Below are 21,685 nucleotides of genomic sequence, written 5' to 3' on the forward strand. Positions count from 1 at the left end.
GGAGCGGTGAGCGCACACGGAGCGCCGCTCACCGCTCCACGACCCCCCTCGGGTAGGTCTCTATCCACCCGGAGCCGATTGTTCACTCGACCGAGCAGGCGCTCGGAGTGAACGGAGGGAGCGTAAGGGGGCGCTTTCGGCCCGCGCGCTTTTCGTCCCGATCTTCACTTGCCTACCGTCATGACCACGGGTCCCGTGGCGGGGGAGTGGTGCGGCGTTGTCGGACGAGGTCACAGGTGGTGCGGGGAGCGCCGGGGCGGCCCCCTGGGGAGCCGCGGGGTACGCGGGAGGCGAGGAGCGCGCGGAGTACCCGGGAGGCGTGGAGCACCCCGGGGGCCTGGAGCACCCCGCGCCCGCGGAGCCGGTGGAACTCGTCACGATCCGGGACCCGGCCGGACGGACCCGCGGCAGTGGCTTCGTCGCCGACGACCGCGGGACGGTGCTGACCGCCCACGAGGCCGTCGAGGGTCTAGAACGGGTCGTGCTGCACGCGCCCGGCGAGCGGACCTGGCGGACCGACGCCGCGGAAGTGACCCTCCTGCCCGAGCTCGGGCTGGCGCTGGTCCCGAGCGACGGACTCGGGGCGCGGCCGGTGCCGGTGGCCGTGCGCGGGACGATCCCCTCCGGAACGTACGTACGCGTCCCCGCGCGGGGCTGGCGCCAGGCCCGGGTGCTCGGGGCGGGCGCGGACGTCGGCCACACCGCGGGCGGGCGCCGGATGGTGCTGCCCGCCACCGTGGAGCTGGCGATCGGCACGGACGGCCGGGACGCCCTCCTGCTGGGTGGCGAGGCCTGCGGGGGGCCGGTCCTCGACGCGGAGACCGGAGCGGTGCTCGCGGTACTGGGCACCGCCCTCACCGCGGAGCGGCGCTCCGGCAACTTCGCCGTCCCCCTGCGCGCGGCCGCCGCCATCACCCCCGGAGGCCCCCTCGCGGCCCTGCTGGAGCGCAACGGCGCCACCGTCCCCGGGTACGGGGCCGAGCTCAACCTGGCGGGGGCGCTGGAGCTGACCGCGACCACCGTCGGCTCGGCGTTCCCCCCGGCGGCCCGCACCGGGCCGGAACCCGTGGCACGGCCCGCCATCGCCGCCGGGCTGGCCGCCTTCACCGCCGGGCAGGACCTCGTCCTCGGGCTCGTCGGCGACCCCGGCACCGGCCGCACCACCGCCCTCGCCGCCCTGGCCGCCGACCGGGCCCGCGGCCCCCGCCCCGCCCCCACCCTCTGGCTGCGCGGCGCCGACCTGCGGGCCGACGACACCTCCCTGGCCGACGCCGTGACCCGGGCGCTCGCTGAGGCCGTCCGCATCGTCACCGCGGGCGGCGCCCCGGCAGCGGCGGCGCGGGAGCCGGCCGCCGAGGGGACGGCGGAGCGCGTGGCCCGGCTGGCGGGGGCGGCCGGGCGGGCGCTGCTCGTCCTGCTGGACGCCCCCGAGGAGATGCCGCCCGCCCTGGCCCACCGGCTCGCGCCGTGGACGGTGTCCACCGCCGCCTGGCTGTGCGGCACCGGCGCCCGGCTGGTGGTCGCCGCCCGGCCCGAGCACTGGGAGCGGGCCGGCGCCCTCTACCCGCCGGAGCTGCTGCACACCCCGCAACGCTCCGCCCCGCGGCTGCCGCCCGCCCTGCCCGTCGGGGACTTCACCCCGGCGGAGGCGGACGCGGCCCGGGCCCGCCTGGGCGTCCCGGCCGGCGCGGTACGGGAGGCGGACGCCCGCCACCCCCTCACCCTCGGCCTGCTCGCGGGAATCCGCGCCGCCGGGGTCACGGAGGGCCGCCCGACCCGTGACGAGGTCTTCGCCGCCCACCTGGACCTCCTGTGCCTGCGGGTGGCCCTGCGCATCACGACCGCCGCGCGCTCCAGCGACACCCGCCCGCCGGGCCCCGGCCCGGACGGCGGCGGCGCCGGCCTGGCCGGGCAGGCCGACGGCGGGCAGGCGGCGTCGGGGGCGTGGGCGGAGGCCCCCGGACCGGACGGGGACCGGCCCACGGGCTCGTGGTCCGCAGCGGACTGGTCCGCGGGCTCGTGGCCGGGCGGGGACCGGTCCGCGGGCTCGTCCTCGGGGACGGACGGCTCTTCGCCCACGTGGCCGGGCGGACACCCCTCCGCACCCTCCCGCCCCGGCGCCGGCCGGCCCACCGGCCCCCGCCCCGGTGCGGACCCGTCCGGCGGCCCGGGGACCGCCGGGGGCGGGCAGCCGCCCGGCGGGGTGTACGGCCCCGGGGTGCGGCGGCTCGCCGCGCGCGTGGCCGGGCGGGTGCACGAGGCCGCGCGGCGGTGTCTGGGGCCCGGGCAGGGACAGCTCGACCGGGCCGCCTTCGAGGAACTGTTCCCCTGGCGCACCGGCTGGGCCTCAGCCGTCCTCACCGAGGGCCTCCTCGTCCCCGCCGGCCCCGGCTACCGCTTCGCCCACGAGGAGCTCTCCGACTGGCTCCAGGCCTGCCACCTCGACGTCCCCGGCGCCCTCGACTCCCTCGTCCACTCCGGCCCCGCCGTACCCGGCCCGCCCGTGCCCCGGCACCGGATCGGGCCCGTCCTCGAAGCCCTCCGCCGGCTTCCCGGCGCCGGGAAGGCCGAGGAGCAGGCCCGGCTGGTCGACGCCCTGAACGCCTTCGCCCAGGCCCCGCCGGGGGAGGTGCACCCCGACCGCGTCTGGTGGGCCGCCCGGCTCCTGCGCGGGGCCCTGCTCAGCGCCCCTGACGCCACCGCCCACCTGCCCGTCCTGCACGCCCTCGCCGAGCACGTGACCCGGACCGGCGCGCAGGACTTCGGCGGCTGGTTCTGGAACCGGCTCCGGCTGCCCGAGTCCGACCGGCTCGACCTCCTGCGCCGCCTGCTGCCCTCCGACCACCGCTACCTCGAGGCCGCCGGACGCCGCCTCGCCCGCGCCCCGCAACTCGTCCTGTCCCTCCTCTGCGCCTGGTTCACCGACGAACGCCGACTGCGCGGCCGCCCCGGAGCCACCGTGGCCACCGCCGCCCAGGCGCTCCTGCACACCCACCGCGGCCTCGCCCTCGACGACCTCACCGAAGCCCTCGTCGACGCCGCCCACCCCCGCGCCGACGAACTCCTCGCCGTCCTCGCCGAGGACGAACCCTCCGCCCTGTCCCGCGCCGTCGACCGCTGGGCCCACGACGAGCGCCCCGGCCGGCGGGTGGCCGCCGCCGCGTACGGGCTGGCCACCGCCCCGCACGTCCGCACCCCCGCCGACCGGGAGCTGCTGCGCTACGCCGCCGAGGCGCTCCTCGCCCGCCCCGGCGACCTCCCCCTGCACGGCAGCGCCCTCGGGATGCTGCTGCGGGACCCGCAGGCCCGCGCCCGCCACCTCACCGACGCCCTCGAATGCTTCCGCGACCCCGGCCGCGGCTCCCGGCTGCCCGCCTCCGCCCTGGTCGCGGCCCTGCCCGTACTGCCCGACCCGGACGCGGTGTTCGACGCCCTGCGGGCCCGCGCCGACGGGGAGGTACTGCGCGCCCTGGCCGCGCTGACCACCCCCGCGCTGGCCCGCCGCGCCGGTGACCTCGTACGGGAGCACCTCGCGCGGCACCCCGAGGACGCCCCGCACGCCGCCGCCTTCGTCGACCGGCGCCTGGAGCAGGGCCCGGCCGCCGCACCCGTGCTGCGCCCGCTGGTCCTGGGCCTGCTGCGGACCGCCCCGCCGCCCGTACGGGCCGCGCTGGCCGGCGTACTCGCCCCGCCCGGCGGGGAGCCCGGCTCCGCGCTGCGGGCCGAGCTGGCCGAGACTCTGCTGCGCGAGGAGCCCGATCCGCAGGTGCTCGGCGCCTTCCTGACGGCCCTCGCCGCCGCGACCAGCGCCCGGCCCGAGGAGCGGACCCGCGAACTGCTCCGTCGCACCGGCCGGCAGCTGCTGCGGACCCCGGGCGGACCCGAGGTGTTCGAGCAGCGCATCGTGGAGCTGGTCCGGGCCGACCCGGTCTTCGGGGCGCTGGTGGCCCGCTGGCTCGCCGAGTCCGGGGCGGAGGCCGCGGCACTGCTCGGGCCGGGCGCCCGCCGTACCGTGGAGACCCTCAGCCGGTCCGCGCCGGACGTCACCTGAGCCGGCCCGGGCGGCGGCGCTCCCGGACTCCGATGCGGGGACCCGGCCACCGGCATGGCAGTCTTAGACCTGCAATCGGCAATCCGGTACAGGGACTACAAGGATTCGGGCGAGGAGCGGTCACAGTGCAGCGCTGGCGTGGCTTGGAGGACATCCCCCAGGACTGGGGACGCAGCGTCGTCACCATCGGCTCCTACGACGGTGTGCACCGCGGACACCAGCTGATCATCGGACGGGCCGTGGCGAAGGCCCGCGCCCTGGGCGTGCCCTCGGTCGTCGTGACCTTCAGCCCGCACCCGAGCGAGGTGGTCCGCCCCGGCAGCCACCCGCCGATCCTGGCCCCGTACGACCGCCGCGCCGAACTGATGGCCGGCCTCGGCGTCGACGCGCTGCTGATCCTGCCCTTCACGGCGGAGTTCTCCCAGCTGTCCCCGGCCGACTTCATCGTCAAGGTCCTGGTCGACAAGCTGCACGCGCGCGCCGTCATCGAGGGCCCGAACTTCCGCTTCGGCCACCGGGCCGCCGGGAACGTCGACTTCCTGCGCGAGCTGGGCTCCACCTACGACTACGAGGTCGAGGTCGTGGACCTGGTCGAACGCGGCGAGGCGGGCGGCGGTGTGCCGTTCTCCTCCACCCTGGCCCGCCGGCTCGTCGCCGAGGGGGACATGGAGGGCGCCGCCGAGATCCTGGGCCGCCCCCACCGGGTCGAGGGCGTCGTGGTGCGCGGTGCGCAGCGCGGGCGCGAACTCGGCTACCCCACGGCCAACGTGGAGACGGCGCCGCACACCGCGATCCCGGCCGACGGGGTCTACGCGGGGTGGCTGACGGCGGACGGCGAGCGGATGCCGGCGGCGATCTCGGTCGGCACGAACGTGCAGTTCGACGCGACCGAGCGGACCGTGGAGGCGTACGCGATCGACCGCGTCGGGCTCGACCTGTACGGCAAGCAGGTGTCGGTGGACTTCCTCGCGTACGTGCGCGGGATGGCGAAGTTCGAGTCGCTCGACGGGCTGCTGGAGGCCATCGCGGACGACGTGAAGCGGGCGCGCGCCCTGACGGACGCCTTCGACACGGCACGCCGCTAGCCCGTCAGCCCCTGTCATACCGGAGGGCCCCTACCGTCCCGGGACGGTAGGGGCCCTCCGGCGTTCGCTCAGCCGAGCCGCGGATCGCGCGGGGGCTGCCCGGGCTGCTGCGGGGCCGGGGCCTGCGGCCAGGGCTGGCCGGCCTGCGGGTAGGGCTGCTGCCCGTACGGCTGCTGGTACGGCCCCTGGGGCTGCTGGGGCTGCTGGGGCTGCTGGGGCGGCTGCGCATGAGGCTGCGGCTGCTGGGCCGGGGCGTACTGCTGGGGCTGCTGCGGGGCGCCCCACTGCGCCTGCGCGTTCTGCTGCTGGGCCCGCACGAAGTCCTCCGCGACCAGGGCGGAGAGGTTGAAGTACGCCTCCCGGGTCTTGGGCCGCATCAGATCGAGGTCCACCTCGGCGCCGGCCGCCAGGTGCTCGTCGAAGGGCACCACGACGACACCCCGGCAGCGGGTCTCGAAGTGCTGCACGATGTCCTCGACCTTGATCATCTTGGCGGTCTCGCGGACCCCGGAGATGACGGTGATCGAGCGTGAGACGAGATCCGCGTAACCGTGGGCGGAGAGCCAGTCGAGCGTGGTGCTCGCACTGCTCGCGCCGTCCACAGACGGCGTGGAGATGATGATCAGCTGATCGGCCAGGTCCAGGACCCCCCGCATGGCGGAGTAGAGGAGCCCGGTGCCCGAGTCGGTGAGGATGATCGGGTACTGGCGGCCGAGCGTCTCTATGACGCGGCGGTAGTCCTCGTCGTTGAAGGTCGTCGAGACCGCCGGGTCCACGTCGTTGGCGATGATCTCCAGCCCGGAGGGCGCCTGCGAGGTGAACCGCCGGATGTCCATGTACGAGTGCAGGTACGGGATCGCCTGCACCAGGTCCCGGATCGTCGCACCGGTCTCGCGGCGGACGCGGCGGCCGAGGGTGCCGGCGTCGGGGTTCGCGTCGATGGCCAGGATCTTGTCCTGCCGCTCGGTGGCCAGCGTGGCGCCGAGGGCGGTGGTCGTCGTGGTCTTGCCGACACCGCCCTTGAGGCTGATCACGGCGATCCGGTAGCAGGACATCACCGGCGTCCGGATCAGCTCCAGCTTGCGCTGGCGGTCGGCCTCGGCGGCCTTGCCGCCGAACCGGAACCCGGAGCGGGCCGGCCGGGGCTTCTGCTTGGCACGGATCAGCCGGTCGGAGGACAGCTCGACGGCAGCGGTGTACCCCAGCGGCGCACCGGGCCCCTGACCATGCGGCTGCTGCTGGTACGGCCCCTGCGGAGGCTGCGCCTGCTGCGGCGGCACCCCGTACGGTTGCGGCTGCGGCTGCGGCGGCTGCTGCGCAGCGGGCGGCGGGAACCCGTACCCCTGCGGCGCCTGAGCCCCCTGCGGCTGCTGCGGGAACCCGTACCCCTGGGGCGCGGCGTCCTGAGGGGCGGCATCCTGCGGCACCCCGTACGGCTGCGGCTGCTGCGCGGCGGGCGGCGGGAACCCGTACCCCTGCGGCGCGGCGTCCTGCGGCGCGGCACCCTGCGGCGCGGCACCCTGCGGCGCGGCGTCCTGCGGCGCCCCGTACGGCTGCGGCGACTGCTGCGCAGCGGGCGGCGGGAACCCGTACCCCTGGGGCGCACCGGAGGCGAAGGCGGGCGGCAGCGGCGGCAGCGCCGCGCCTCCCGGAACGGCCACCCCGTCCGCCGGAGTGGCAGTCCGCCCCCCGTCCGCACCCCCCTGACCGGGCAGCCCACCACCCGGAACGGCATCGCCGGCCGGCTCCCCGCCGGAACCGCCGAACGCCCCCGGCGCACCCCCCGCCACGGCCGGGGCCGCAGCGTCGGCGGGCACGGCCGGAGGGAACCCCGGGACGGCATCCACGGGTCCGGACTGCTGGACAACCGGTACCCCGGGCACAGCATCGACGGGCTCCGCCGCACCCCCCGGGTTCCCCGGCGCATCGGCGGCCGGTGCCGGTACGACAGGAGCCGCAGGCGGCTGCCCACCCGAGACCACAGCGTGCGCGTCTGCGCCCGGAGCCACCGGCACCGCGTCCGCGGGCGGCGCTACTGCCACAAGAGCCGCAGGCGGCCGGGCACCCGGGAAGGCCGGGACCGAATCCGCCGCCCCGGCCGGGAGGCCAGGGGCGCTCTCGCCGAGGGCAGCCTGCCCGGCCGCAGGCTCCTGCCCACCCGGGAAGGCCGGGGCGGGAGCCACCGGCAACCCGGGAGCGGCGTCGGCCGGGGCGGCCGCGCCAGCCTCCTGAGCGGCCGAGAACGGTCCGCCAGCCGCAGCCGCATCGGCGGCAGCCGGGAACACGGGATCGGCCGACACGGACAGCGGCGGCACAGTCGGCACGGCGAACGGCGCAGCAGCCTCAGGCTGAGCATCCCCGCCCGCCCCACCGGCACCCGCCGGGATCGCACCCGACGCCGCACCAGCCACCTCGGCACCGCCGGGGATCGCACCCGGCGCCGCGTCAACCGCACCGGCACGGGCACCGGCCGGGATCGCACCCGACCCCGTACCAGCCACCTCGGCACCCCCGGGGAACGCACCCGGTGCCGCGTCCACCGCCCCGGCACCGGCATCGGCCGGGATCGCACCCGGCGCCGCGCCAGCCGCCCCGGCACCCGCACCCGCCGGGATCGCACCCGGCGCCGCGTCAACCGACCCGGCGCCAGCACCCCCAGGGAACGCCGCCGCAGAGGAGGCAACGGACCCGGCACCAGGAGGCCTCGGCAACGCACCGGACGCCGCGGCGCCGGCCGCGTCACCTGCACCCCCAGGGAAGGCCGCCGAAGGCGCGGCCGCGCCCGGCTCGGCCCCCGGCAACGGCGCGCCCGGCGAACCGGCGTCGCCGCGCGGCCCCGGCGGAGCGATCCGCATCGTCGGAGGCGAGACCACGTCCGCCGGCCGGTGGGGCTCGAAGCCGCTGCCCTCGGGCAGCCCCGGCACCCCCGCAGCGGGCGCGGGCGGCGGGCTCTGCGTGTACCAGGCCGGCGGGGTGTAGTCGATGGTGAACTCGCCCGTCACATCGGGCTCCGCGTCGGACTGATCGTCCGTCGGGACATCCCACGTCCCGCCGCGCCTCTCGTTCCGATCGCCGCTCACTGATCCTCCTGGTCTGTTGAACACCGGTCAGGCGCCCACATAAGACGCCGCGCCCGCACTCAGCCTAATCGCGCTCCGTGCTCGAAAGCCCCGGAGGTCGCGCCCCCACACCACCTGCCTACAGGCCCCCCGGGCCCTGGGCAACCGTCACCGCCCGCCGGGCGGCCACCCTCCCGCCGACGTGATGCGACAGCATCCACACCACCCCCACACATCCGGCAGCCGGACATCACATCCCCGCCCTTCCCCAGACGACCACTCCCGGCAGTTGGTTGCCGGGGCGCACGGGGCCGCCACCCAGGACGGCCGGCGGACGCCGAACGAGAGAAGCGCGTAGCGATCCGATGCGGAGGGCGGCCCCGCAAAGGACTGACGTCGGCCCGGACGCCCGGTCTGTCGGCCCCCGACCACCCCGCCTGCTCGCTGAGGGAGCCGGATGGTCAAGGTAGGACCGTGCCGTCCTTTTGGGGGTTTCCCGGCAGTCTTCGGCTTTTCGCGGCGGGCTGCCCTGTCAAGGGTCGCCGCAGGCGATCGCGAAGCGACGCGACCGAAGGGAGCGCCCTTGACGGGGCGGCCCGCCGCGGAAGGACGATGAGACGGACGGGAAACCCCCAACCCCTCCCTGAGACCGCCCCGCTGGCGAACCGTCCGCCCAGTCCACGCCCCCCGCCTCAGTCGATCCGCCGCGCCGCCCCCAACAGCCCCGTCTCCGTTTCCGTCGCCTGCGTCATGACGAACTTCCGGTCCCGGGGCGTGCACCACAGCGTCACCCCGTCCCCCAGCGTCGGCAGCGAGTCCACCGCCGCCCTCGGCAGCCGCATCAGCGCGCCCACCTGCTCCGCCTCGTCCGGGGACACCCGCTGGACCCCGACCAGCGCGGAGTTCCGCAGCAGCCGGGGCGCCGTCGGGCTCAGGTACGGCAGCAGGGTCAGCACCGACTGCCACGGCCCCGCCACCACCCGCCCCCGCGGCGGCCGCATCCCGCAGTCCCGGACCACCAGCACCGGACTGCCCGCAGACGCACCCTGCGGCGGTACGCGGCCAACCTCGTGCAGGGTCACGCACTGCTGGCCGCCACCGGCCGCCCGGGCCAGCTCGTTCCACACCTGCGCGCGCCCCGTCTCCACCGCGACCCGGGCCCCGGTGGCGGCGGTGCGCAACGCCAGCACCTGGGCCGTCCACAGGCCGCCGATCAGCGTGACTTCGTACGGGGTGGGCCGGTTCACGCCCAGCACCGCCGACCGCCCCTCGGCGTCCACGCCGATGACGACCCCGTCGTCCCCGACGGGCACCGCCAGCACATCCAGATCCGCCGCGGGCACCACGTGCCGCTCCCGCCGCGGCCCCACCAGCCCGAACCCGCCCCTCACTGCACCCCACCCCAAACCACACCGTCTACACCCAGACCCACACCCGCACCCGCACAGACACCCGCACCCGCACCGACAACCGCACCCGCACCCACACCCACAACCAACCCCACAACCACCCCCACCCCCACCCCCCTCACCGAGCCCCACCCAACGGCAGCGAAGCCAGCAGCCCAGGTACCTGCTCCCGGTCCAGCCGGACCAGACCGGTCCGCACCCCCCGGGCCGTCCGCTCGAGCTCCCGCCGGGCCGCGACGAGTTCCTCGTCGCTGCGCCCCGTCACCCGTACGTGTCCCGTCAGCGCCACGCCCTGCCGCCCGGCCGGGGCCATCGTCAGGCTGAAGTTCGTCGCCAGCGCGGGCAGCGACGTCAGCAGCGCCGCCAGTTGCGGCAGCGCCGCCCCGGCACCGCCCCCCAGCTGCGGCCAGCGGGCTATCCAGTAGGTGGTGTGCCGCCGGTCGTCGCAGCGCCAGGTGCGCGGGGTCTCCTCCGTACGCCGGCCGGTGCTCGCCGACCGCCCGGCCTGGGTGATCGCCATCGGGTTCGCGCACGACGAGGTCGCCAGCGCGCCCGTCAGCTCCTGCTCCGTCAGCACCGTGGCCCGGAACCCCGCCCCGGTCAGCCGGCTCACCAGCTGGTCCGCCGCCCGCACCACACACCGCTGCGCCCCCACGAGCCCTCCGCCGCGGGCGGCCACCGCCTCGGGGCACAGCTCCGGGTCGAGCTTGAGGGCGATCCACGTCAGACGCACCGCCGGGGTCCCCGTCCGCGCCTGGAGCGGGGCGTAGTTGCGCGCGGCCATCGACTGCGCCGGCAGGTGCGGGGCGGGCGCCGGCTGGGTGTGCTGCACCAGCTGCGCCGACTCCAGCCGGATCCCGTCGACCTCCAGGACGTCCCGCACCGCGGACAGCGGCAGCGGACGCGCCGTGCGCTCAGGCCGCAGCGCGGTGGCGTCCATGTCGACCTGCACCACCGCCGTCAGGAACGTCCCGTCGCCGACCAGCCCGACCGGCCGCCGGTCCCGGCCGCCGAACGCCGTCGTCCGCAGCGCCGGATCGGCCTCGACCAGCGGTGCCAGCCCCGGCTCGGTGCCCGCGGGCACGGTGGCGGCCGCGGCCCTGCGCCGCCGGGCCCGCAGCGCGAGCACGCCGCCGATCCACTCCGGCAGGGAGCGCTGGTGGCGCCGTACGAGGGCGAGCAGCACCAGGGCCAGCGCGACCGCTCCGGCGGGCACCAGCAGCAGCGGCTCCACCACCCAGGCCACGAGCAGCGCGGCGGCGGCGAGCTGCAGGAGCACGAGCTGTTGCAGTCGGAACGGCCCGAACCGGCCGGGGCTCGGCCTCGGATGCGGTGTGACCCCGCCGCGCCCGGTCGTCGCGGCCTCGGCCGCCTGTGGCACCGTCGCGGTGGCCCCCACTGGCGCACCTCCCCAACTCATGGGCAGAACAAAGAACTCCGGTCACCGTACGGCCTCGGCCGCGCGACGGCGGAACCTCCCGTCCGCCTCCACCCCAACACCAGCCGATCCTCCGTCAAGAGGCATAGTAGGTCCCCGGTCCGACAACCAGGGGCCCGGGAGCGGCCCCACCGACCGGGCCGTGCGGGGAGGAACAGGCGGTCATGGCGTCACGGCGCGACGAGCTCAACGCATACACCTTTGCGAAGCGGCGCACGGTGGCCGCCTTCCTCCAGCCCTCCGCCACCGGAACCGAGGAGGGCGCGCCCCGGCCGCTGCGTACCGTCCTGCCCGGCGTGGTCGTCGGCGCCCTCCTGGTCGCCGGCTTCGGCGCCTGGGGCATGTTCAAACCCCAGGCGCCCAAGGGCTGGGACGAGCCCGGAGCCATGGTCATCGTCGGCAAGCAGTCGACGACCCGGTACGTGGTCCTCACCACCAAGATCAACGGCAAGGACCAGACCCGGCTCCACCCCGTCCTGAACCTGGCCTCGGCGCGGCTCCTCCTCGACCCGCAGAAGTCCAAGGTCGTCCAGGTCGACGACAAGCTGCTGGACGCCGGCAAGCCCCCGCGCGGCCCCATCATCGGCATCCCCTACGCCCCCGACCGGCTCCCCGCGAAGGCGGACGCGGCGAAGGCCAAGCGCTGGGCCGTCTGCCAGCAGCCCGGCGGCAACAACCGCGGCGTGCAGACGGCCGCCTTCGTCCTCGCCGACCGTGAGGCGGGCCTGCTGGACGACGCGCACCGCACCACCGACACCCAGGTGCTGTACGTGCAGAGCACCGGCGGCGCCAAGGAGCGCTACCTGGTCGACTCGGCGGGCACGAAGTACAAGTTCCCCGAGGGCCGGCCCGACTCCGCCACCCTGACCACGGCGCTCGTCGGCACCGGAGCGACCCCCCAGCCGGTCACCGAGGAGTGGCTGGCCACCCTCAACTCCGGTGACGAGCTGGGCTTCCCCCAGCTGCCCGGCACCGCCGGCGCCCCCGCCTCCGTCCAGGGGCTGGGCAGCGCCGACAACCGGGTCGGGATGGTGCTGACCGCCCAGACCGGCTCCGGGACCCAGCACTACGTCGTGCTGCCCGACCGGGTCGCCCCGGTCTCGGAGTTCGTCGCCTGGCTGCTGATCTCCGCACCCGCGACCGACGGCCTCGACATGCACGGCAAGGCCCACGAGGTCGACCTCCAGGCCCTGAACCCCGACGCCGGCGCCTTCAAGGACGAGGCCCGCTGGCCCCGCAAGCGCGCCGCCCAGGTCAACCGGGTCGCGGCCGCGCCCGGCTCCGCCCCGGCCGGCGAGCAGCGCGACACCGTCTGCAACGTCCTGCGCTCCGTCGACTCCCAGGGCAACCAGACGCTGAGCACCTGGGCCGGTACCGGCTTCCCCGTCGACATCACCGCCAGCGGCACCAGCTCGTACGTCACCCCCGGCACCGGCCTCCTCTACACCCAGGTCCAGGGCCGCCAGGCCAACGCGGGCGGCGCCCTGTTCCTGGTCACCGACACCGGCCTGCGCTACGCCGTACAGGCCAACGGCGACAGTGACGCCGAGCAGTCGAAGATCGGCGCCCCCGACCCGCAGGCCCCGGGCGCGGCCGGTGACGGCCGGCCCGAACCCAGCCAGGCGCAGGTCCGGCTCGGCTACGGCGGCGTCGTCCCCGCGCTGGTGCCCATCGCCTGGTCGGAGTTCCTCTCCAAGGGCCCCCGCCTGGACACCAACTCCGCCCGCCAGCCCCAGGGTTCCTGAGTGAGGACACCGGCCGTGCCCCAGCCCTCCCGCGCCGCCGCCCTGCCCCTGGCCGCGCTCACCCTCGCCCTCGTATCGGCGCCCCCCGCCGCATACGCCCTGGGCCCCGCCGGCGCAGGCGAGTGCACCTTCCCCATGAAGAAGCAGATCGCCGACCGCCCCTGGGCCCTCCAGCGCCTCACCTTCGACGCCCTGTGGGCGCAGACCAGGGGCAAGGGCGTCCGCGTCGCGGTCATCGACACCGGCGTCGACCGCGCCAACCCCCAGCTGGCCGGCGCCCTCGACACCAGCGCGGGCCGCGATTTCCTCGACCCCAAGGGCGGTGACGGCACCAACGACACCGTCGGCCACGGCACCAAGGTCGCCGGACTGATCGCGGCCCGCCCCCAGCAGGGCACCGGCTTCGTCGGCCTGGCCCCCGAGGCCACCGTCATCCCCATCCGGCAGAACGACGGCCAGGGCAACGGCAACGCGGCCACCCTCGCCCAGGCCATCGACCACGCCGTCGCCAAGGGCGCCCAGGTGATCAACATCTCCCAGGACACCGACGCCCCCCTGACCGCCGACTCCGACCTCGCCAAGGCGGTCCAGCGGGCCCTGGACGCCAAGGCCGTGGTCATCGCCTCCGCCGGCAACGACGGGCTGAGCGGCGAGAAGCGCAGGACCTACCCGGCCGCCTTCCCAGGAGTCCTCGCGGTCGCCTCCTCCGACCGCAACAACGAGCGCGCGGCGTTCTCCCAGCCCGGCGACTTCATCGGCATCGCCGCCCCCGGCGTCGACATGGTCTCCACCGTCCCCGGCTTCGGGCAGTGCATCGACAACGGCACCAGCTTCTCCGCCCCCTACGTTGCCGGCGTCGCCGCCCTCCTGCTCGCCAAGCACCCGGACTGGACCGCGCAGCAGGTGGTCTGGCAGATCCAGAACACCGCCGAGCGGTCCGTCAAGGGCCGCGACGACTACGTGGGCTGGGGCGTCGTGGACCCCGTCCGCGCGCTCACCCAGGACCGCGAGGCCCCCCGGGCCCCGGTCCCGGACCCGGGCCCGCCCCCGGCGGCGGCCCCGCAGGCGGTGCCCCTGCCGCTCACCGAGACCGCGCAGGAGCGCGACGAACGGATCGGCACGTACGCCCTCGGCGTCACCGGGCTGCTCATCGCGGTCATCGCCGTGACCGCCGCCGTCGTGCGCGAGGCCCGCCGCAGTGTTGGGCGTGCCGGTCGAACTGGCTAGAGTGGCCGCAGGCTTCACGACTGTGATCGGGGGAGGGGCGTGAGGCGGAGGGGGAACTCCGGTGCGCGCGGCTCGAATCCGCGCCCGGACGGGCCGCTCCGTCCCGTGATCCCCTGGTTCATGCGGGGAATTGAGAAGTGAGGAGCTTCGGATGACTGACAATTTCGGACTTGCCGACGATCCGGTCGTCAAGGCGGCCAACAAGATCTCCGAGACGGCCGACGCCGTGTCCAGCCAGTCGCGCGAGCTGGCCGACATCCTGGCCACCGCCGCGGCGGGGTGGACGGGTGTCGGTGCCGACGGGTTCACCACGGCCCAGTCGCAGCTGAACGAGGACCACGACGCGATCCGCCGCCTGCTGGGCGTGCTGCACAACGCCGTCTCGCAGACCAAGAACCTCACCAATGCCCAGGACGAGGAAGTGCGCGCGGAATTCGCCAAGCTCGGGAAGTCGGGCCTCGACGACCTCTGAGCCGGCTCCCCGACGGGATCCGCGCAGCCCCCGCACGCCAGCCGAAGGAGAAGAGCATGTCCGGCAACAACGACGGCCACACCCGGGTACGGTACGAAAGCGTCCAGCAGATGGCGGACCGCATCCGCGTCGTCTCCCGGAACATCATCAAGGACCTGGAGGAGATGGAGGCGGCCGTGAAGGTCGTCACCGACACCTGGGACGGTGAGGCGCACCGCGAGTACGTGGCCCTCCAGAAGAAGTACCACGCCCGCGCCGACCACATGCAGAAGAAGCTCGAGGAAGCGGCCCGGCTCATCGAGCACGGCAAGGGCGCCTACCGCGCGACCGACGTGAAGGCCTCCCGCCTGTTCACCGAGGCCTTCTGAGCGCCTGAGCGCCTGAGCGCCCGAGCTCCGTACACATGACGTACGAAGGGGGGGCGCGCCCGCACCGGGCGCGCCCCCCTTCGTACGGCTCCCACACCCCTCAGGTGAGGTCGAACTCCCCGTCCCGGGCCCCGAGCACGAACGCCTCCCACTCGGCCGCCGTGTAGCGCAGCACCGTCTCACGGTCCAGGGACGACCGCATCGCCACCGCGCCCTCGGGCAGCTTGGCGATCTCCACCCGCTCCTCGTCCGGGCTGGTCCCGGGCGGCCCCTGCCACTCGACGTCACTGATGTCGAGCGCGTACAGCTCGTCCTTCTCCTGCTGGGTGCCCATGATGCGGCCCTTCCCGTCGGTCGTGCGGTGCTGCTCGGTCTTCGCAGCCGATTATCGGTGAGGGCCCGCCCCCCGGGGCCGTTTCCGCCGGAAATCGAAACCCCGGCCGCCACCCCGCACCCCCCGGCCGCCACCCCGCACCCCCCGGCCCACCGCCCCTACAGCCCCGGCATCCGCCCCAGCTGCACCAGCGAGGTGCCCCGCCGGCGCGAGACGTAGTAGCCACGCCCCGGAGGCATCGGGCGCGGGCGGACCGGGCCGAGCAGGTCGCCCTCGGACGGATCGCCCGACAGCACCACGCCCTGCGCCCCCAGCTCCTTGATCCGCTGCATGAACGGCTCGTACATGGCCCGCGAGGCCCCCGCCGAGCTCCGCGCGATGATGAACCGGACCCCGGTGTCCCGGGCGAAGGGCAGGAACTCCACCAGCGGTGCCAGCGGATTGCCCTGGCTCGTGGCGACCAGGTCGTAGTCGTCGATCACGATGAACACGTTCGGGCCGGTCCACCAGCTGCGGTCCCGCAGCTGCTGCGGGGTGACGTCGGCCGGCGGCTGGCGGCGCGAGAACACCCCGGCCAGCGCCTGCATGTGCGTCTGCAGGGAATTCGCCATCGGGGCGTACTCCAGCAGGTGCTCCTCCGGCAGCGCCCCCAGCAGCCCGCGCCGGTAGTCGCCGACCACCAGCTTCGCCTGCTCCGGCGGGTACCGTTCGGCGATCTGCCGGGCGATCAGCCGCAGCAGGTTCGTCTTGCCGGACTCGCTCTCGCCGAACACCAGGAAGAAGGGGTCCGACTCGAAGTCGACGAACACGGGCTCCAGCGCCGTCTCGTCGATGCCGATCGCGATGCCGCGCTCGGGGAACTCCCCGCCCTTGGGCAGCTGGTCGGCGTGCAGCAGCCGCGGCAGCAGCCGCACTCCCGGTGCCGACGGACCCGGCCAGCCCGCCCGCACCGCCGCCACGAACTCCGCCGTGCCCTCCGAGAGGCTCTCCGCCTCGGGCGAGCCGTCGATGCGCGGCAGTGCGCCCAGGAAGTGCAGCTTCTCCGGCACCTGTCCGCGCCCCGGCATCCCCGTCGGCACGTTCGCCGCCACCCTGCGGTCGAACTCGGAGTCCATGACGTCACCCAGCCGCAGTTCGAGGCGCCCCAGCATCTGGTCCTTCAGCGCGGCCCGCACCTCCATGTACCGGGCCGCCGTCACCACCACGTGGACCCCGTAGCCCAGACCCCGCGAGGCGATGTCGGTGACCACCTGCTCCAGGCCCTCGTACTCGCCGCGGAACCCGCCCCAGCCGTCGACGATCAGGAACACGTCGCCCCAGGCCTCGCCCGGCAGCTCGCCCGCCGCCCGCTTGCGCCGGTAGGTGGCCATGGAGTCGATCCCGTTCGCCCGGAAGAACTCCTCCCGCCGGTTCAGGATCCCCGCCACCTCCGCGACCGTGCGCCGCACCCGCTCCGGATCCAGCCGCGAGGCGATCCCGCCCACGTGCGGCAGCTCCGCCACCGCCGACATGCCGCCACCGCCGAAGTCCAGCCCGTAGAACTGCACCTCGCGCGGGGTGTGCGTGAGCGCGAACGCCGAGATCAGCGTCCGCATCAGCGTCGACTTGCCCGACTGCGGGCCGCCGACCACCAGCATGTGGCCCGCCGCCCCCGAGAAGTCCCGGTAGAGCACCTCGCGCCGCTGCTCGAAGGGCTTGTCGATCAGCCCGAGCGGCACCACCAGCCCGCCCGGCCGCGTATAGCCCTCCGCGTGCAGCCCGCGCTCCGCCGACGGCGCCAGCGCCGGCAGCAGCTGGTCCAGCGAGGGCGCCCGGTCCAGCGGCGGCAGCCACACCTGGTGCGCCGGCACCCCCTGTCCCTCCAGCCGGGCCACGATCACGTCGAGGACCGTGTCCGCGAGCGCGTCGTCCTCCCGCTCCGGCCGCGCCGCCAGGTGCGCCGGGTCCGGGGCCGCGTACACCACCGGCACCGGAGCCGCCGTGAACAGCACCGGCCGCCGCTCCACCGGGAACGGCCCCACCGACAGCTCCCGCCCGCCCGAACGGTAGACGCCCGACACGTACGCCGCCTTGAACCGCGTCATCTCGTCCGTGCCGAACTTCAGATAGCCCGAACCGGGCACCGACGGCAGGTGGTACGCGTCCGGCACGCCGATGGCCGTCCGAGACTCCGCCGCCGAGAAGGTCCGCAGCCCGATCCGGTACGACAGGTACGTGTCCAGGCCGCGCAGCTTGCCCTCCTCCAGCCGCTGCGAGGCCAGCAGCAGGTGCACGCCCAGCGAACGGCCGATCCGGCCGATCTGGATGAACATGTCGATGAAGTCGGGCTTCGCCGTCAGCAGCTCGCTGAACTCGTCGATCACCAGCACCAGCGAGGCCAGCGGCTCCAGCGCGGCACCCGCCGCACGCGCCTTCTCGTAGTCGTGGATGTTCGCGTAGTTGCCCGCCGCGCGCAGCAGCTCCTGCCGCCGCTGGAGCTCGCCGCGGATCGAGTCGCCCATCCGGTCGACCAGCGTCAGGTCGTCCGCCAGGTTGGTGATCACCGCCGCGACGTGCGGCATCTGCCCCATGCCGGTGAAGGTGGCACCGCCCTTGAAGTCCGCGAGGACGAAGTTCAGCGTCTCCGAGGTGTGGGTCACCGCCAGCCCCAGCACCAGCGTGCGCAGCAGCTCCGACTTGCCCGAACCCGTCGCGCCCACGCACAGCCCGTGCGGGCCCATGCCCTCCTGCGCGGCCTCCTTCAGGTCCAGCATCACCGGCGCGCCGTCCTCGCCCACCCCGATCGGCACCCGCAGCCGCTCGCCGGCCGACCGAGGCCGCCAGGTCCGGGACACGTCCACCGAGGCCGCGTCGCCCAGGTTCAGCAGATCGGTGAAGTCCAGGTTCGCCAGCAACGGCTCGTCGTCGTCCCCGCCGCCCGTGCGCAACGGCGCCAGCTGCCGGGCCAGGGCCTCGGCCGCCGGCAGCGACAGGGTGTCCGGCACCCCCTCGTACGCGACCCCCGCGCCCGACTCCAGCCGCAGCCGGCCCGGCCGCACCACGACCGACAGCCCGCCGCGCGGCTCGTCGAGCTCGCCCGCCACCACCTCGACGACGGTCACGCCCTGCAGCCCCTCGGCCGCCGCGAACACCGAATCCGGCGGCACCATCCCGCCGTCGAGGACCACCACCAGGTGCGGCTGGTCCAGCACCGGCGACACGTCCCGGCTGAACCGCGGCCGCCCCTCCAGCCGGGACCCCAGCAGCCCCTCCAGTTCCCCCAGGTCATCGCTGAACAGCCGCTTCGTGCCGGCCCCGTCCACCTGCCCGGGCACCTGCGTGTGCGGCAGCCACTTCACCCAGTCCCACTCCGCCACCGCCCCCGGCGCGGCCACCACGCCGACCACCAGGTCCTCGGGGGAGTGCAGCGTCGCCAGCTGCGCCACCATCGCCCGCGCGGCCCCGCGCGCCGACTCCGCCTCCCCGGACACCGTCACGTGGTAGAACGCCCGCATCGACACCGCCACCGGCAGCCCGTCCAGCGAGGAATGCACCTTCAGGAAGCGCTGCATCGCCCCCGCCGTCAGCGGCTCCAGCTCGTCCACCGGCGCCGTGTCCGGAGCCACCAGCGGCGTCGCCAGCCCCTGCGCGCCCAGCCCCAGCCGGGCCTGCCCGAAGTCCGCGTCACCGACCCGCCGCTCCCACAGCCGCGACCCCTCGGCGACCACCGACCACAACTGCTCGGGTGCCGGGTGCAGGTACAGCTGCGCGTCACGCTGCGCCCGCGCCGTCCAGCGCACCTGACGGCGCGTCTGCGCCAGGTACTTGAGGTAGTCCCGCCGCACGTCGGCCATTTGCCCCTGCGTACCGCGCCGGTGGCGCACCAGCTGGGCTATGACCATGCCCACCGTGGACACCAGCATCAGCACGCCCATGACCCGCATGAACGGCGCCGCACCCGGCATGAAGAAGAACACGACCGAGGAACCCATGCCCAGCATCGGCAGGAACTGCATCAGCAGACCCTCCTGCTGCCCCCGCGGAAGCTCCGGCGGGGACTCCAGCCGCAGCTCCTCCGAAGGGACTTCGGGTGGCAGCGACCGGGGCGGGCGCTTGACGACGATCTGGCTCACCGGAGCATCAATCCCTCGAAAGCGGACGGGGCACCGTGACCGCCGCCCCAACTCCCGGGGCCCGTAAGGGGACTACCGCACCCCGCGCCCCGGCGCGAACCGTGATCCTACTTGCCGAAGGCCGCACGCCCTCCGGGTAGGGTGGCGCGCGCACCACGCGCATCCACCCATGCGCATCCGCGAATCGGCCGCTCCGTGGCGGCAACCAGGGGGGTCACACAGGTGAGTACGGCCGAGGCCACCGGATTCTGCAGGGTCACCGTCGTGGCCCCGGACAGCCGTATCGACGTCGCCCTCCCCGAGGACATCGCCGTCGCCGACGTCTACCCGGAACTGCTGCGGCTCACCGGCCAGACCCAGCCCGTCGGCGCCCCCACCGGCTTCCACCTCGTACGCCGCTCCGGCGTCGTCCTCGACGGGACCCGCACCCTCGCCGCCCAGCAGGTCCTCGACGGCGAGGTGCTCAGCCTCCGCCCCTTCGCCGAGTCCCTCCCGCCCGCCGTGTTCGACGACGTCTCCGACGCCGTCGCCTCCGCCGTCGTCCGCGACCGGCACCGCTGGAGCGACGACATGCTCCGCGGGGCGGGCCTGGCCGGCGCCGCCGTGCTGCTCGTCCTCCTCGGCTTCGTCCTCTGGTACGCCGACCCCCTGCGCCACGACATGCACGGCCTGCCCGGGATCATCGCCGGCTCCGCCGGCGCCCTGCTCACCGCCGCCGCCGCGGTGCGCGCCCGCGTCTACCGCGACCGCGGCTCCGCCGTCGCCCTCGGCCTCGGTGCGCTGCCACACCTGCTGATCGCCGGCTCCGGCATCGTCGCCGCCGGCCCCGGCCAGGGACCCGGCCGCCTGCAGTTCCTGCTCGGCTGCGGCTGCGTCCTCGTCGCCTCCGTCGCCCTGACCGCGCTCACCCCGCACGGCGACGCCCCCTTCGTCGCGGCCACCTTCCTCGCCGCCACCGGCACCCTCGCCACCTTCGCGGCCATCGCCACCGGCGCCTCCGCGACCGCCACCGCCGCGGTCTGCGCCCCGGTCGCCATCGGCCTCGTCGCCTTCCTGCCCGGCCTCTCCGCCCGCTTCGCCCGCCTGCCCATCGGCTACGCCGCCCCGCAGAGCGCCGCCCCCGGCTACGGGACCGCGGACCGCCACGACACCGACCCGTACGGTGACCAGCCCGGCGACGGCCGCGGCGACCAGGGCGAACCGATCGACGCCGAGGCCGTGGCCGCCCAGGCCCGCCGCGGTCACGAGATGCTCCTCGGCCTGGTCGCGGGGTGCGCCGCCGTCACCGTCGGCGCCGCCGCCGTCCTCGGCTTCTCCGACAACACCTGGGGCCGCCTCCTGGCCCTGGCCTCCGGGCTGGCCGTGCTGCTGCGCGCCCGCCTCTTCCGCTACACCTCCCAGGTGGTCTGCGCCCTGGTCGCCGGCCTCGCGGCCACGGGCCTGCTCGTCCTGGGCCTGGCCCTGCACCCGCCGGGCAACCTCATGGAGGAGTTCACCCGCTACCACGACCGCGGCGGCCTGGACCTCCGTACGATCTGGCTCTCCGCCGCCGTCGCCGCCGGCGCGGCCCTCCTCGCCGGAATTGCGCTTGTCATCCCCCGCAAGGGCCTGTCACCCTTCTGGGGAAGGCTGCTCGACCTCACCGAGGCCGCGGTCCTGCTCAGCCTGGTCCCGCTGGCCCTGGCCGTACTCGACGTGTACGGCCGTGCCCGCTCCCTCACCAGCTGAGACGTCCACCATCCGGCAGCCTGGTACGCTGTGTGACGGCCGTTTGTGTACGCGCCCCCGGAATCCTCTGGAGGCTGCGCTCAGCGAGCCCCGCCTCCCGAGTCACGGAAGCTCCCCAGAGAATTCGACCTGGGGCACTCGGTGGCCACGAAGACCTAAACGAGGAGTAAGCGTGCCGCTCGACGCCGCTACGAAGAAGCAGATCATCGCCGAATTCGGTGCCAAGGAGGGCGACACCGGCTCTCCCGAGGTCCAGGTCGCGATGCTCTCCCGCCGCATCTCGGACCTGACCGAGCACCTCAAGACCCACAAGCACGACCACCACTCCCGTCGTGGTCTGCTGATCCTGGTCGGCCAGCGCCGCCGTCTGCTGCAGTACCTGGCCAAGAAGGACATCCAGCGCTTCCGTACGCTGGTCGAGCGCCTCGGCATCCGCCGCGGTGCGGCCGGCGCCAAGTAAGCACACCGTGAAGGGAGCGGTTCCCACACCGATGGGGCCGCTCCCTTTGCCGTACGTGCGCGACCTACCCGACGCTTTGTAGGCTGGGAGACAGCGCACAACTGAAGAGGAGGAGCGCCCTCCCTACGCCGCCGGTCCTCGGTAGTGGCATCCGGAAAGCCCCCACGGCGGGGCAGGGAACCGGGTGCTTCGATCGA

General features: G+C 75.1%; 13 protein-coding genes. 8 read left to right on the plus strand and 5 right to left on the minus strand.

The genetic code is table 11. The annotated features are described in order from the left end of the window. Positions 1–217 precede the first annotated feature (217 nt). Both B4U46_RS25835 and B4U46_RS25840 read left to right on the plus strand, forming a co-directional pair. On the plus strand, positions 218–4,051 hold the full coding sequence (locus tag B4U46_RS25835) for a S1 family peptidase (RefSeq protein ID WP_148095247.1): 3,834 nt from the start codon (positions 218–220) through the stop codon (positions 4,049–4,051). Positions 4,052–4,176: 125 nt separating this feature from the next. Then, positions 4,177–5,136, plus strand: coding sequence for a bifunctional riboflavin kinase/FAD synthetase (locus tag B4U46_RS25840; protein WP_079430057.1), 960 nt, complete (start codon positions 4,177–4,179; stop codon positions 5,134–5,136). 68 nt (positions 5,137–5,204) lie between these two features. Here the strand turns inward: B4U46_RS25840 and B4U46_RS40690 are convergent, their stop codons facing one another. From B4U46_RS40690 to eccE, 3 genes are all read right to left on the minus strand, one after another. Next, the gene (locus tag B4U46_RS40690) at positions 5,205–8,216 is read right to left on the minus strand and encodes an SCO5717 family growth-regulating ATPase (RefSeq protein ID WP_257790366.1); all 3,012 of its coding nucleotides are present in this window, start codon (positions 8,214–8,216) and stop codon (positions 5,205–5,207) included. A gap of 671 nt (positions 8,217–8,887) precedes the next feature. After that, positions 8,888–9,643 carry a hypothetical protein gene (locus tag B4U46_RS25850; protein WP_420543181.1) on the minus strand — a complete coding sequence of 252 codons (756 nt, stop codon included), beginning with the start codon at positions 9,641–9,643 and terminating at the stop codon, positions 8,888–8,890. A 79-nt stretch (positions 9,644–9,722) separates the two neighbouring features. Next, positions 9,723–11,024: a type VII secretion protein EccE gene (eccE, locus tag B4U46_RS25855; RefSeq protein ID WP_398908042.1), complete on the minus strand. Its 1,302-nt coding sequence runs from the start codon at positions 11,022–11,024 to the stop codon at positions 9,723–9,725. Between the two features lie 182 nt (positions 11,025–11,206). Here eccE and eccB point away from each other — a divergent pair, with 182 nt between their 5' ends. The 4 genes from eccB (at position 11,207) to B4U46_RS25875 (ending at position 14,854) form a co-directional block, all read left to right on the plus strand. Then, the gene (gene eccB, locus B4U46_RS25860; protein ID WP_079430060.1) at positions 11,207–12,787 is read left to right on the plus strand and encodes a type VII secretion protein EccB; all 1,581 of its coding nucleotides are present in this window, start codon (positions 11,207–11,209) and stop codon (positions 12,785–12,787) included. Between the two features lie 15 nt (positions 12,788–12,802). Further along, positions 12,803–14,014: a type VII secretion-associated serine protease mycosin gene (gene mycP, locus B4U46_RS25865; protein WP_079430061.1), complete on the plus strand. Its 1,212-nt coding sequence runs from the start codon at positions 12,803–12,805 to the stop codon at positions 14,012–14,014. Positions 14,015–14,165: 151 nt separating this feature from the next. Continuing rightward, positions 14,166–14,486 (plus strand): WXG100 family type VII secretion target, encoded by a 321-nt coding sequence (locus tag B4U46_RS25870; protein ID WP_079430062.1) that lies wholly within the window; start codon positions 14,166–14,168, stop codon positions 14,484–14,486. Between the two features lie 56 nt (positions 14,487–14,542). After that, positions 14,543–14,854 carry a WXG100 family type VII secretion target gene (locus B4U46_RS25875; RefSeq protein WP_079430063.1) on the plus strand — a complete coding sequence of 104 codons (312 nt, stop codon included), beginning with the start codon at positions 14,543–14,545 and terminating at the stop codon, positions 14,852–14,854. Between the two features lie 100 nt (positions 14,855–14,954). Here B4U46_RS25875 and B4U46_RS25880 read toward each other — a convergent pair whose 3' ends face one another. Continuing rightward, positions 14,955–15,188, minus strand: a complete 234-nt coding sequence (locus B4U46_RS25880; RefSeq protein WP_079430064.1) for a DUF397 domain-containing protein — start codon at positions 15,186–15,188, stop codon at positions 14,955–14,957. Positions 15,189–15,346: 158 nt separating this feature from the next. Beyond that, complete coding sequence (gene eccCa / locus B4U46_RS25885) at positions 15,347–19,300, minus strand: type VII secretion protein EccCa (RefSeq protein WP_079430065.1); 3,954 nt, start codon at positions 19,298–19,300, stop codon at positions 15,347–15,349. Positions 19,301–19,522: 222 nt separating this feature from the next. Here eccCa and eccD point away from each other — a divergent pair, with 222 nt between their 5' ends. Together eccD and rpsO are read left to right on the plus strand one after the other, a co-directional pair. Continuing rightward, positions 19,523–21,028 (plus strand): type VII secretion integral membrane protein EccD, encoded by a 1,506-nt coding sequence (gene eccD, locus B4U46_RS25890; RefSeq protein ID WP_079430066.1) that lies wholly within the window; start codon positions 19,523–19,525, stop codon positions 21,026–21,028. A 172-nt stretch (positions 21,029–21,200) separates the two neighbouring features. Further along, entirely contained in the window at positions 21,201–21,488 is a 288-nt protein-coding gene (gene rpsO, locus B4U46_RS25895) for a 30S ribosomal protein S15 (protein WP_007266917.1), read from the plus strand. Positions 21,489–21,685 lie beyond the last annotated feature (197 nt).

This window comes from Streptomyces katrae, from assembly GCF_002028425.1.
In the GTDB taxonomy this organism is placed as follows: Bacteria; Actinomycetota; Actinomycetes; order Streptomycetales; family Streptomycetaceae; genus Streptomyces; species Streptomyces katrae_A.